This window comes from Gemmatimonadaceae bacterium (assembly GCA_016720905.1).
Lineage (GTDB): Bacteria > Gemmatimonadota > Gemmatimonadetes > Gemmatimonadales > Gemmatimonadaceae > Gemmatimonas.
On record JADKJT010000011.1, the window covers coordinates 169,736 to 182,901 of the forward strand.

The window sequence follows — 13,166 nt, forward strand, 5'->3', positions numbered from 1 at the left end:
CCCCATGCGCCTGACCACCATCGGCACCGGAACGGCTGCCCCGCATCCCACGCGCGCGGCACCCGCGCATCTCGTGAACGCCGGCAGCGTGTCGCTGCTGTTGGATTGCGGTGCCGGGGCCGCGCACCGCATGGCCGCGCTGGGCCTCAACTGGTCGGCCATCACGCATGTGGCGCTCACGCATTTTCATCCCGATCACGTGAGCGACGTGGTCATGCTGGTGATGGGGTGGCGCTGGGGGCAGTTGCCCGCACGGTCCGAACCGGTCACCATCTACGGGCCCGTGGGCACGGGAGCGTTGCTGGAGAGTCTGGCGGCCATATACGGGGCATGGCTGCTGGCACCGGGGTTTCCACTCACCATTCGCGAGGTGGCCCGGGACGAGGTCATTCGACTGCCCGACGGCGTGCAACTGACGGCGTTCCCGGTACCACATACGGCGGAGAGCATGGCATATTCCGTCACGCAGGATGGGAAGCGCCTGGTGTACACCGGTGACACGGGGTACGACGAGGCGTTGGCCGATTGGTCGGCGGGCTGTGACGTGCTGCTGACCGAATGCTCGCTGCCCGACGGGATGGCCATTCGTGAGCATCTCACGCCGCGGCAGGCCGGTGCCATCGCCGCACGGGCTCACGCCAAACGCCTGGTGCTGACGCACTTTTATCAGCCCGTCGAGACCGTTGATATCATCGCCGAAGTTGCCGAACACTATGCCGGCCCGGTGGTCCTTGCGACCGACGGCTGGTTCATCGATTTCTGAGGACGTGCCATGCTGGTCGTGATGCAGCCCAATGCAAGCGCCGCCGATATCGATCGCGTGTGCGACGAGATCGTGCGTCAGGGTTTCAAGCCGCTCCCTCTGCCGGGCTCCACGCGCACGGCCATCGGCCTCCTGGGCGACGACTCCAAGATCGACTGGTCGTACATCGAAGGGCTGCCGTCAGTGGCCAGCGTGCTCATCGTCCAGAAGCCGTATCGCCAGGCGGCGCGTGAGTGGAAGACCGAAAACACCATCGTGGAAATCGCGCCGGGCGTGCGTGTTGGCGGCGATGAGATCGTCGTGTTTGCCGGCCCCTGCTCTGTAGAAAGCGAAGAGCAAATCATGGAAGCGGCGCGCGCCGTGCGCGCCGGCGGGGCGACGGCGCTGCGTGGTGGCGCGTTCAAGCCGCGTTCATCGCCGTATGCGTTTCAGGGCATGGGCAAGAAGGGACTCGAATTGCTGGCCATGGCGCGCGCGGAAACGGGGCTGGCCATTGTCACGGAAGCGATGGACGAAACCGGCGCCGATCTTGTGGCCGAGTACGCCGACTGCATCCAGATCGGTGCGCGGAACATGCAGAACTATTCGCTGCTGCGTCATGTCGGCAAAATCGGCAAGCCGGTGCTGCTCAAGCGCGGCATGGCGGCCACCATCAACGACCTGCTGCTCAGCGCCGAGTACATTTTGGCCGAAGGGAATCCCAATGTGATTCTCTGCGAGCGTGGTGTGCGCACATTCGATTCGGCCACGCGCAACCTGTTCGATCTGACCGCCATCCCGGTGGTGCACAAACTCTCGCATCTGCCCATTGTGGCCGATCCCAGCCACGGTACGGGGCTGCGCGACAAGGTGACGCCGATGGCGCGCGCGGCCGTCGCGGCCGGCGCCGATGGCATTCTGGTGGAAGTGCATCCGCATCCGGACCGGGCGCTGTCCGACGGGGCACAATCGCTGTACCCCGAGCAGTTCATGCAGTTGGTGAAAGAACTGCATGCCATTGCCAACGCCATCGGGCGCACCATCGCACCAACCCCCGACATCGCGTCCGCGCGAGTTTGACCCACGTCACGTGGCGCGGGGCACATTGCCCCGGGCGACGGGTACCTCTTGGCATGCCTACTCGACTCGACTCCCGCGCGACCCGCGTTGCGGTGTTGTGCAGTGCGTTGGTGGCCTCCGCAGCCAGCCAGTCACTGCGCGCGCAATCGCCGGCGGAATCAGCGTACGACCGTGTGGCCAGGGCGTGGATATCGCACGAAACGCTCGAAGCCCAATTCGAGCAGCGCATCACCAATCCCCTGCTCGGCCGCACCGCGACGTCGCGCGGCACGTTTCTGCAGCACAAGCCGGGGCGTGTGAGCATCACGTTCTCCGATCCGATGGGCGACCGCATTGTGGGCGATGGCCAATCGCTCTGGGTGTATCTCCCCAGTAGCGCACCCGGTCAGGTCATGAAGTTACCGGCCGATGCTGATGGGGCCGTAGTGGTTGACCTGCTGGGCCAACTGCTGGATGCGCCCAAGCGCACGTTCACCATTACCGGCGGCGAGTCCACCACGATCGAGGGCCGGGCCACCAAACGCGTGATGCTGGTGCCGCGCGTGGAAGGTCGTGTGCCGTTCCAGAAAGCCACGTTGTGGCTGGACGACAAGGATCCGCGTCCGGTGCGCGTGCAGGTCACCGATGTGCAAGGCGTGGAGCGCATGATCACCCTGACCACGTGGATTCCCAACGCCGTGCTGCCGCCCAATGCCTTTGTGTTCAAGGCGCCCAAGGGCGTGAAGGTGATCACCAAAATCCCCGGCGTCTGACCGTCGCGTCCTACCGGGGTGCGACGGCGGTGACGCTGGTGAACACCTGACGCGGCTGTCTGGCCGCCTGCAAGATCTGCATGGATCGCTGAATGGCCGGATCGTCTTGCGCGCGCCGCAGGAATTCCGCGTCCGGTCCAAAGGCCACACGCGTCATTTCGTAGCCCAGCGAGCGCGCCACCCACGGCGATGCGTTGTCGAAGATGCTGCGATCGGGCGCCACCTGATGCGTCACCAACGACTGATACACCGCGTCGAGCATCTCGCGCGTGACCGGATCGTTGGGTGATTTCATTCGTGGCTTGAGCGCAGTCGCTTCTTTCGCCAGCGCATCGCGATAGTCGGCCAGTCGCTTCCCCATCGCGCGCGCCAGAATCTGCACCGGGATTGGGGTGATGGAATCGCCCACCTGCACATCGGGCGTGATGCCGCCACCGCCCAGCACCGTGCGGCCGTCGTCGGTACGGAACCTCGGCCGCAGCGTATCGCTGGGCAGCGCCACCCCGTTGGACTCGGCGTCGTCGTCATCCGGGTCGCGCGGACGCGGCTTGCTGATGCTGCGACCGACCGGCGTGAACCAGCGCGCGGTGGTCAGGCGCAGTGCGCCGCCGGACGCCAGCGGATACACGTTCTGTGCACTGCCCTTGCCGTACGACGTCATGCCGACGATGACGGCGCGGTCGTGATCCTGCAACGCGCCCGCCACAATCTCCGACGAACTCGCACTGCCCTTGTCGATGAGCACCGCCAGCGGCAGCGTGGGCCAGCGTTGTGGCGCGGTGTCGCTGATGATCTGCGGCGCCTGGCCCGGACGCGCGCGCAACTCCACGATACTCTGGCGCGGATCGAGAAACAGCTCGGCCACGCCCACGCCCTGCTCCAACAAGCCGCCCGGATTGCCGCGCAGGTCCATCACCAGACTGCGCGCCCCCAGCCGCACCAGTGAGTCCACCGCCACCTGCAATTCGGCCGACGTGGATTGATTGAACACGTTCACATCGACGTAACCCACGGCATTGGGCAGCATCGTCACGCGCGTGACCGCGGCCAGATGCACGGCACTCCGCTGTACCGTTATGGTCAATCGTTGGTCGGCGCGCCCGATTTCAAAGTTCACCTTCGATCCCGGCGGGCCGCGCAGCGCCTTCGATGCCTCGTCGCGTGTCCAGCCCTTCGTCACTTCACCCGCCACTTTCACCAGGCGGTCGCCAGCAATGATGCCCGCTTTCCACGACGGACCGCCGGGCACCGGTTCAATGACCGTCGGCCACCCGTCGCGCACATCAATCTGGAGGCCCACGCCGGTGTACGTGCCGCTCATCTGTTCATTCAGGCGACGGAGACGGCCCTCGCCCAAAAACGTCGTGTACGGGTCCTTGAGCTCGCGCAGCAGACCGGTGACGGCCTTGTCGTAGATGGTGGCGGCATCGAGTGAATCGACATACCGCGTGGCCACCGCGCCCAGCACCTGATCGAACAGGCGCGCACCGCCATTGGCGCGCCGCGGCGGTGCCGCCGCCGGCGCGAGGTCGTGTCCAGCCCACCAGCCACCCAGCGACAGCAGTCCGACAAACAGTCCGACTGCCAGCACCGCCCGTGATCGGCGGCGCGTGGGTCGCGGGGTATCCGGAAGCTCCTCAGCCATGCACCACTCCTGCGAATCGCGTGGGACAGCACACTGCCAACTGCTGGAGGCAGCGCATTGTCACAAGGTCGGGACTCCCCGATGCCTCGATGGAATACACCGGACCGACCTCCGGGTGGCGCCGTTGCCACGTCGGATCGGCCGCTTCACTGAACGCCGTCTGCACTCGTTGATGAAACGCCAGACTTTCGCGCTCCAAGCGGTCACTTGCGCCGCGGGCGTTCATGCGGGCCAGTGCCGCTTCCAGCGGCATGCTCAATAGCAGTGTCACCTGCGGCGCCAGGCCGCCCGTGGCAAACTGATTGATCGCCTGCAGCGCCTCCATCGACAGCCCTCGCCCCGCACCCTGATAGGCATAGGTGGACAACAGAAACCGGTCCACCAGCACAATGGCCCCGCGCGTCATCGCCGGTCGAATGACCGATTGCACCAACTGCGCGCGCGACGCGGCAAACAGCAGCGCTTCACTCTCGGCGGCCAACTCGGACTCCGGATCGAGCAACACGTTGCGCAGCACATCACCGGCCGGTGTGCCACCAGGCTCGCGCAAGGCCATCACTTCGTGCCCCAGCGTAGTGAGGGCGTCGGCCAGACGCTGCCACTGCGTGGTCTTGCCCACGCCTTCGCCGCCTTCCAGCACGACGAACAACCCCGGGCGCGCGACGAGTTCCGCTGACACGTGATCGTTCGTGATGGATGAAATCAAGCGAGAATGATGGGACTGGTGGCGCCGGCGCGAATGCCGTCGGCAATCCACTGGTTCACACGCAGCATCAACTTGTCGAAGTTGTCCTGTGCGGAAATGGCGCGCTGATAGGTGGAATTCACCTGCACCTGCTGCAGCAGCGCATCCAACTGTTGCTCCATCTCCGGTGTGGGCTCCTGCCCCTTGTCAATCATCGCCTGCGCATCGGTGCGGATCTTCTCCATCTGCCGCAGAATCGTCGTCGCCTCGCGGTCGCCATTGAGCGCCTCGCTGGAACGCTTGACCGCCTTGTATTCGTCGCTCTGGCCGATGGTGCGGCCCAGATCCTTCGCTTTGTCTTCGAGCATGTTACCGGGCCTCTGGTCCGGGGACTGATGTGAGTGATGCCTGGGCGATCAGCACGCGGTCACGCCCACTGAGATCACGGGCGAGTCGAACGTTGGTCCATCCGTACTCTCGGGCCAGCTGCGCCGTTTCCGCGCCGCGTCTGGCGTCCACTTCGAACACCACGAAGCCGCCCGGTTCGAGATACCGGGCCGCATGGGCCAGCAAGGCGTTGTACCGGGCCATACCGCCGTCGGCCGCAAAGAGCGCCGTGGCCGGCTCCCAATCGCGCACGCTGGCCGGCAAGGCCGCCGCTTCATGGTACGCAATGTAGGGGGGATTGGAGACAATCACACGGGCACGGACCCCGTCCAACGGCGCCAGATCCGACCCAAGGCGGAATTCCACTGGCGCGCCGGACGTGACCATGGCCGAGTTCGCCTGGGCCACCTCAAGGGCGTCGGCCGAGATGTCGGTGGCAATCACCCGGTCAAAGTGCCCCTCGGAGGCCAGCGCCAGGGCAATCGCCCCGAACCGGTCCCGATGTCCACGGCAATCCCCCCGGGATTGTCTTTCACCACCGCCAGCACCTCGTCCACGACGCCCTCTGTTTCGGGACGGGGAATGAGCACGCGCGGGTCAACGCGGAGTGTCAGGTGACGGAACGCCGCCGACCCCACCGCATACGCCAATGGTTCGCCGCGCGCCCGACGGTCGGTGGCCGCCAGAATGCGATCGCGTTCGGTATGCGGCAGGGGCCGATCGACGCGACGGGCAATGTCGCCCGGAGCGCACCCCAACACGGCGGCCGCCAGCAGTCGGGATTCGCGCGCCGCATCGGCACGCGTTTCGTTGTCCAGCAATGGCGAGGCCGCCAATCGCTGGGCCATCTGTTCCAGCAAGGTGCGCACGATGTCCTCAGCCGCTCAGCTTTTCCTCGGCGTTGGCCAGCGCCAGCGCCTCCAGAAACGGTGACAGGTCGCCGTCCATCACGCGGTTGATGTCGTACTGCGTGAGCCCCACGCGGTGATCGGTGACGCGACCCTGCGGGAAGTTGTAGGTACGAATCTTGGCCGACCGGTCACCGGTGGACACCTGCGATTTGCGCATGCGGGAACGCTCGGCTTCCTGCTCGGACAGGCGCAGGTCGAGCAGTCGCGCCCGCAACACTTCCATCCCCTTCGCCTTGTTCTGCAGCTGCGACTTCTGGTCCTGCTGCGACACCACCAGCCCCGTGGGGATGTGCGTGATGCGCACGGCCGAGTCTGTGGTGTTCACACTCTGTCCACCGGGACCCGATGAACGGAACACGTCGATGCGGAGGTCTTTGTCCTCAATGCGCACGTCCACTTCGTCGGCTTCCGGCAACACCGCCACGGTGGCCGCCGAGGTATGAATGCGACCCTGGCTTTCGGTGGCGGGCACGCGTTGCACGCGGTGCACGCCCGATTCCCACCGCAGCACGCCAAAGGCGCCATCGCCACGCACCTTGAACACCGCTTCCTTCACGCCGCCCAGCGTGGCGTCGGAGTGCGAAATGGCCTCAATGCGCCACCCGCGGCGTTCGATGAAGCGAGTGTACATGCGCAGCAGGTCGGCGGCGAACAACGCGGCTTCGTCGCCGCCGGTGCCCGCGCGCAGCTCGAAAATGGCCGGTCGATCGTCCAGCGGATCGCGCGGAATGAGCAGCGGCACCAGGGCCTTTTCGAGCGCACTGCACTCAGCTTCCAGACGATCCACTTCCGCCTTGGCCTCAGCCGCGAAGTCGGCGTCGTCGCCCTGCGCCATGTCCCGTGCATCGGCCAACTCCTGCTCGGCCTTGTACAAGCGATTGGCCTTGGCCACCACCTCGGCCAGCCGGTGATGTTCGCGCCCCAGGTCGGCCAGGCGCGGCGCGTCCTTTACCGTCTCGGGATCAGCCAGCAGTTGTTCGACTTCGGTCGCGCGGCGCAGCGCCTCGGCCAAGCGTTCGCGAAGATGGTTGAGCATCAGCGGGGATCAGATATGTGATACCGGTCACGGCGCCCATAGCGACCGCACTCTAGCATCCGCATCGACCGGCGCCGGACGGCGCACCTTTGGACGAGCGGCAGGGTATGACCCAATCATAACCGATCACGCCAACGAGCAGGGTGCGGGATGGGATGCCGGTTTGGCCCTGGGCCGGCCTGTCGTTTCTTTCGACTACTTTGCACACATAATTCATGGGGCTGTCCGGCCCCCGGGAGCTTCCTGCATGGTGACCTTCGGCATGACTCCACTGCGCTTCACTCCGCCCAACATGAGCGTCTCGCTGGAACGCGTCACGGATTTTCTCGCGACCGTGCCGCTGTTTCGCGAACTCGATCGCGCGTCGGTGCGCGGCTTTGCCGAACTGACGCGCGAGCAGAAGTTTGCGAAAGGCGCGATGATCGTGAGCGAAGGCGATCCGGGCGACGCGCTGTTCGTGGTGCGCTCGGGCGAAGTGAAGGTGGTCATCATTGGTGAGGACGGACGTGAGGTGATTCTCAACGTGCTGGGTGTGGGCGAACACTTTGGCGAACTGGCGCTAATTGACGGACGTCCGCGCTCGGCGCACGTGGTATCCACGCATGCGTCCAGCCTGCTGATCCTTCGGCGCGCCGATTTCCGTCGCAAGGTGGAGCAGTCGCCCTCGGTGGCGTGGGGGCTGATGATTGAACTGTCGCGCCGGTTGCGTCAGGCCGACGGGACCATTGGCAGCCTGGTGCTGTTGGATGTGCCGGGGCGGGTGGCCAAGGTGTTGCTGGAACATGCCACGCCCGGCGAGCCGGCCACGCTGGTGAAGCAGCTCACGCACCAAACCATCGGCCAGATGATTGGCGCCAGTCGGGAGACCGTGTCGCGCGCGATGGCCGAGTTTCAGGAGCGCGGCATGCTGTCGGTGACACGTCGCATTGTCACGATCACCGATCGGCGCGCACTGGAAGCGCGCTCACGTCCGCAGCTGTAGCCTGGTTCGGCGCACGGTGCCCGTTTCGCTAGCGCCGAGTCCGGGTTGAGTGCGTCGCGCGCGCGGGTGACCTGCTGGGGCGTGCGTGGCACCTGCCCCAGTCCGGGCGCGCGCACCGTGCGGTACGGCGGCAACACGTCGTGTGTGGACGTGCAGTTGGCGAACGGTGCACGGGTGATTCTCGATGCCGGCACCGGCATTCGCGCGCTGGGGCAATCGCTGCCGGCCGCGGCGCCGTCGGTAGCGGGCGCACGGCCCGTGATTGCGGTGGTGCTTACGCACCGGCACAGCGATCACGTGATTGGTCTGGCGCACTTCGCGCCCATCATCACGCGGTCGCACCACGTGCGCATGGCCTGTGGTGGCGTGGACGCGGTGAGTTTGCGCGCGCTGGTGGACCAGCAACTGTCGGCGCCGCTGTTCCCTACCCTGGCCGGAATTACCGACGCGCTGAGCGTGGACGCCTTTGATGCGGACGGCGTGTTTCACCTGGACGATTCGTGCACGGTGCACACATTGCCGGCACGGCACCCTGGCGGCGCGAGCGTGTTGCGGGTGGACGATGCGGCGGGCGCGGTGATGGCGTTCGCGCCGGATAACGAACTGTCGTATGCGGATGACGATTCGCGAGTGACCGCGTGGCGCGCTGAACTGGCGTTGTCTCTGCGCGGGATTCCGGTGCTGTTGCATGACGCCACGTACACCAACGAGGAGTTGTCCGCGCATCGCGGCTGGGGGCATTCGTCGGCGGAAGAAGCGACGCGGTTTGCGATGGAGTGCGGCGCGGGCACGCTGTTGCTGACGCATCATCATCCGGACCGCACGGATGACGAAGTGGATGCGATGGAGGCGCGGTGTCGGGAGATCGTAGCGAATGCGGGGGCGGAGTTGCGAGTGGCGGCGGCGACGGAGGGTGAGGTGTTGGCGGTGGTGTAGCGGCCTTGGCGCGCGTGACGAACTGCGGGCCGCATGTGAAAATGGAGCGGGCTCGGGCGTTGGTTAGCGCGTGTTACATCGGTCTGCATAACGCGCAGCCGAACACCGGCAGGCCCGACGCGCCGGGCAGGTAATGGCATGGGGCGGAGCGACTTGCGGAGGCCGGTGCGCCGTGCGAAGGTGGTTGGGAGAATGCGCGTTATCTTGCGGGAGCGACGTTACATAGTTCTATCTAATGGGCGTTATGCGCCAACCCCGAGCACCGGGGGCGGCGCCGACACGCCAGGCTGTCCCGCGCGGGGCGCCGCCCGGCCCCCGGCGGCCGGACGGCGCGGCGGCGGCCGCGCGGCGCGCCCGGCGGGGGCCCCCGGCGGGCCGGCGCGCGCGGGCGCCGGGGGCGGGGAGCGCGGCGCGCCGCCCGGGCCGCCGGCGCCGGCGGGCCGCGAGAGGCCCGCCGGCCGCCGCGCGCGGCCGCGGGGCGCGGGCGCGGCGGGGGCCGGGGCCGGGCGGCGGCGCCGCCGGGGCCGCCGCGGCGCGCCCCGCGCGCGCCGCGCCGGGGGGGGGGGCGCGCGGCCCGGCCCCCGCCGGGCGCCCCGGGCGGCGGCGGGGGGCGGCGGCGGGGGGGGGGGGGCCGCCCGCGGCCCGCGCCCGCGCGGCGGCCCCCCCGCGGCCCGCGGCGGCGCCCGCGCCGCGCGGCGCCCCCGCGCGCCCCCGGCGGCGGCCGCGCGCCCACCGGAAGGGGGGGGGGGGGGGGGGGGGGGGGGGGGGGGGGGGGGGGGGGGGGGGGGGGGGGGGGGGGGGGGGGGGGGGGGGGGGGGGGGGGGGGGGGGGGGGGGGGGGGGGGGGGGGGGGGGGGGGGGGGGGGGGGGGGGGGGGGGGGGGGGGGGGGGGGGCGGCGGGGGGGGGGGGCCCGCCCGCGGCGGCCCGGCCCCGGCGGCCGGGGGGGGGGCGCGGGCGGGGCCGGGGGGGGGGGCCCGGCGGGGCGGCGCGGGGGCGGGGGGGCGGGGGGGGGGGGGGGGGGGGCCGGGGGCCCGCGGGGCCGGCGCGCCGGGGGGGGGGGGGGGGCGCGGGGGCCCCGGGGGGGGGGGCGGCCGGCGGGGGGGGGGCCGCCGCGCGCGCCCGGGGCAGCCAGCGTTAGGCCACTTCATCCATCCGCGAATGTTCAAGAACGCGATTCAAGAAGCGCTGCGCTGGACGAGTCCGATAATGACGATCGTGCGCTATATCGATGATACCGAGGTAGTGCCAGGTTCCGCGACGCTCGTGGTGGTGAACGCCGACGGATGGATTCTGACGTGCAAACATGTACTTCAGGAGCTACTGGCCGGCGATCAAATCTCGCAGCGGCGTAGCGCGTACTTGGGTGACAAGGCCGCTCTTGGGGCGAAGCCGAGTCACAACGCACTCAAGAAGCTCAGGGCGAAGCACGGCTACGATAAAGAACCAGCGTACGAGCTCCTTCACCAGCTCCCTATTGCCGACACGTTCTCGGGATTCGACTACCACGCACACACCGAGTGCGACCTGGCCTTGATTCGACTGAAGGGGTTTTCACAGCTACGGACAACTGGCTTCCCGACGTTCAGTAGCGCCGGAGATCCGCCGGCTCACGGGGAGATGTTATGCCGCGTCGGGTTCCCGTTCCCAGAGTTCTCGCACTTCCACTACGATGCGGCAACCGACTCTATCGGATGGAAGGCCGGTCATCACACCCCGACTCCATTCTTTCCGCTCGAAGGGATGGTAACCCGTCACTTGGGGGGCCCGAGTGGCTCCGTGTTCGGGTTCGAGATGTCCACGCCTGGATTGCGCGGACAGAGTGGCGGACCGGTGGTGGACCAACAGGGGGTGGTGCATGGAGTGCAGTCGGCGACTGCCCATCACGACCTCAACTTCGATGTCAAGGCGCAGGTGCGTCGCGGTCCCAAGAAGCAGATGGTCACCTCCACTCCGTTCCTGCACGTGGGTCACGCAGTGTCCGCGCACGTGATGACGTCCTTCATGTCGGCCAACGGCGTCAAGTACAACTCCGTGGCACCAGCACCCTAACGAGGGTTGATGCCGATGGCCGACCAACCGCATTTTCTGAAAGTGGCTACGGCACCAACTTGACGATAGGCGAACCACCACGAGATCACATGAGAATCCAGCTTGCTCGCTTGGCGGCATTGCAACTCGTCTGCCTGTTCACAGTCGGCTCGTGCAGCGACGCGCCTGCAACCCGCGCATCGCAGGCTCTTCAGTCCACTATTTCTCTGGATTCCAGTGAGCTTGCTGAGAAGAGGTCGTTTGACTCAACGGTGGCGAATCTTCGGATGTCCTCCCCAGCAATGTTGGACTCGCTTCGAGCATTACTTGCGTTCCGCGCGCATTCATCATTCGGGTGTCTTGGTTACATCCGTGGTCCTTTCGACGCCGTCGTCACCGCGGATCTGCGTGACGCGATCAAGTCGTACGAGCGGGATCGCGGACTGCCACCAATTGGCGATCCCTTAACCTACGAACTATCCGCGAGCCTCCGCCGAGACGAGGAGATTCTTGACGAGAGCGTCTCGGCACCGACGAAAATCTTCAGCAGGCAGCCAAACTATGTGCTGATGGAAGGCGCGTGGAGCGCGGCAGAACTCGGCAGCCAGACGACGGCGGTTCACATAAGTTGTGATCGCGCAGCAATGAAGTGTACAGAGGTCCAAGGAATCGTGAGCAATTTTGGCGGGCGAAAGTCCTTATCGACTGATCTTCAGGAGTGGAGCATCGAGAGTTGGGATCAATCGGAGATCGTCACGCATTCAGTAGATTTTCCTTGCACACGCTATGCGCTGAAAGTGAACCTCATACAAGAATCCGCCACCAAGATAAGAAGCACGATCTCTTCGAGTCAAATTTGCGCATACCTATCGAAGGCAGATCTAGTGATGAGACTCGCCAGCGGTTCCGACTTCGATGAGAAGCGAACGAAGGCAAGGTTGCCGATGCTGCTCGGCCCTGCCGCTAGGAAGCTTCTGCACCAAGAATAGTTGAAGTCGCCTAACAGTGCGTTTCGGCCGACCGCGCTTTGCGGAACGCGCGCTGCGCGCGCAATCTAGTGGGGGCACTACAGTAGAATGCCAGCACGCTAGGCGGCTCACAAACTTCAACCGGACCTATTGTCATGGATGCTGAGCCAGAGAGCACGACGAACCGCGTCGAACCTCAGTCACTTGCGGGGCTTGGCGGATGGCTCGCGTTCTTCGTGGTGCTCAACATTGTGACGATTGGAGCGCTTTGCTTCGACTTGTTCTTCATTCTGCAAGCGCTCGCAGCTGGTGCTTCACCTGGACGTTCGGAAGATCTTGTTGCAGCGCTTGTGATCGCCGCTGTTTGGCTTACCGGTGCGCTCATCGGCCTATTTCTCGTTGTCACGAGGCATCGCTGGACACCGACCTACTGGATTCTATTTCTCTTGATGGAGTTCGTGCTTTCTCTATTCTTGAGCGTCGCATTGGAAGTGCCGACGAACGTCAGTGGCGAGTCGCCAACCGAGGCGACAACAGCATCTATCGGTCGGACTTGGATATTCGCGACGATTTGGCTCTTCTATTGGACTCGCTCAAAGCGAGTTCAGCAAACCTTTGGCACTAGAGGCCTTCTGCTGCTGAAGCGATCAAACCGTACAGCCACCACTCGCAGACTGGTGAGTAGCAGCGACCATAAAGAAACAGTTCACCTAGGCGATCGACCGGCCCCCGTTCTGCGAGATACCCTCACGGCGAGCCGTGTTGACGGCATCATCGACAGTTACTCCGTGCTACTAGAGAGAGGGGTCGCGGAATGGGATGCCGCGGGAGTGTTGGTATACCCAGAATCCCTGCTGCCGGCATCGCGACCGGAAATTGAAGAGTCAATACTTAGCCTTGGTCGCAAGCTCCACCGAAATGGTCAGTTCACGCAGGCTTCACGCGAGACTCTTCGGCACTGCTATTCACAGTTGGCACACTTTGTCCCCGATGACCTGGCCCATCGCGCACGTG

At 66.1% G+C, this 13,166-nt stretch carries 14 protein-coding genes; 8 read left to right on the forward strand and 6 right to left on the reverse strand.

The annotated features are described in order from the left end of the window. Positions 1-4 precede the first annotated feature (4 nt). The 3 genes from IPP90_11270 to IPP90_11280 are packed head-to-tail and all read left to right on the forward strand — an operon-like array spanning position 5 to position 2,574. Positions 5-763, forward strand: a complete 759-nt coding sequence (locus IPP90_11270) for a ribonuclease Z (protein MBL0171292.1) — start codon at positions 5-7, stop codon at positions 761-763. Positions 764-772: 9 nt separating this feature from the next. Beyond that, complete coding sequence (gene aroF, locus IPP90_11275) at positions 773-1,822, forward strand: 3-deoxy-7-phosphoheptulonate synthase (protein MBL0171293.1); 1,050 nt, start codon at positions 773-775, stop codon at positions 1,820-1,822. A gap of 53 nt (positions 1,823-1,875) precedes the next feature. Continuing rightward, positions 1,876-2,574: an outer membrane lipoprotein carrier protein LolA gene (locus IPP90_11280; GenBank protein MBL0171294.1), complete on the forward strand. Its 699-nt coding sequence runs from the start codon at positions 1,876-1,878 to the stop codon at positions 2,572-2,574. A gap of 10 nt (positions 2,575-2,584) precedes the next feature. On the opposite strand, the gene IPP90_11285 is transcribed toward IPP90_11280, so the two are convergent. The 6 genes from IPP90_11285 to prfA are packed head-to-tail and all read right to left on the reverse strand — an operon-like array spanning position 2,585 to position 7,238. After that, positions 2,585-4,219, reverse strand: coding sequence for a S41 family peptidase (locus tag IPP90_11285; GenBank protein MBL0171295.1), 1,635 nt, complete (start codon positions 4,217-4,219; stop codon positions 2,585-2,587). After that, positions 4,212-4,925, reverse strand: a complete 714-nt coding sequence (gene tmk / locus IPP90_11290) for a dTMP kinase (protein ID MBL0171296.1) — start codon at positions 4,923-4,925, stop codon at positions 4,212-4,214. Before tmk ends, IPP90_11285 begins: the two co-directional genes overlap by 8 nt. After that, positions 4,922-5,272, reverse strand: a complete 351-nt coding sequence (locus IPP90_11295; protein ID MBL0171297.1) for a YlbF family regulator — start codon at positions 5,270-5,272, stop codon at positions 4,922-4,924. The genes tmk and IPP90_11295 overlap by 4 nt, the downstream gene beginning before the upstream one ends. A gap of 1 nt (position 5,273) precedes the next feature. Further along, positions 5,274-5,774, reverse strand: coding sequence for a hypothetical protein (locus IPP90_11300; protein ID MBL0171298.1), 501 nt, complete (start codon positions 5,772-5,774; stop codon positions 5,274-5,276). After that, positions 5,732-6,160: a hypothetical protein gene (locus IPP90_11305; protein ID MBL0171299.1), complete on the reverse strand. Its 429-nt coding sequence runs from the start codon at positions 6,158-6,160 to the stop codon at positions 5,732-5,734. Before IPP90_11305 ends, IPP90_11300 begins: the two co-directional genes overlap by 43 nt. Positions 6,161-6,167: 7 nt before the next feature. Then, on the reverse strand, positions 6,168-7,238 hold the full coding sequence (gene prfA / locus IPP90_11310; GenBank protein MBL0171300.1) for a peptide chain release factor 1: 1,071 nt from the start codon (positions 7,236-7,238) through the stop codon (positions 6,168-6,170). 247 nt (positions 7,239-7,485) lie between these two features. On the opposite strand from prfA, the gene IPP90_11315 reads away from it, so the two are divergent. From IPP90_11315 to IPP90_11335, 5 genes are all read left to right on the forward strand, one after another. Continuing rightward, positions 7,486-8,220 carry a Crp/Fnr family transcriptional regulator gene (locus IPP90_11315; protein MBL0171301.1) on the forward strand — a complete coding sequence of 245 codons (735 nt, stop codon included), beginning with the start codon at positions 7,486-7,488 and terminating at the stop codon, positions 8,218-8,220. A gap of 45 nt (positions 8,221-8,265) precedes the next feature. Beyond that, on the forward strand, positions 8,266-9,156 hold the full coding sequence (locus IPP90_11320) for an MBL fold metallo-hydrolase (protein ID MBL0171302.1): 891 nt from the start codon (positions 8,266-8,268) through the stop codon (positions 9,154-9,156). 1,158 nt (positions 9,157-10,314) lie between these two features. Next, complete coding sequence (locus IPP90_11325) at positions 10,315-11,205, forward strand: trypsin-like peptidase domain-containing protein (GenBank protein ID MBL0171303.1); 891 nt, start codon at positions 10,315-10,317, stop codon at positions 11,203-11,205. Positions 11,206-11,294: 89 nt separating this feature from the next. Next, on the forward strand, positions 11,295-12,173 hold the full coding sequence (locus IPP90_11330) for a hypothetical protein (protein ID MBL0171304.1): 879 nt from the start codon (positions 11,295-11,297) through the stop codon (positions 12,171-12,173). A gap of 134 nt (positions 12,174-12,307) precedes the next feature. Continuing rightward, positions 12,308-13,166, forward strand: an 859-nt coding sequence (locus IPP90_11335; GenBank protein ID MBL0171305.1) for a DUF2569 family protein, incomplete at its 3' end; no start/stop codon positions are given.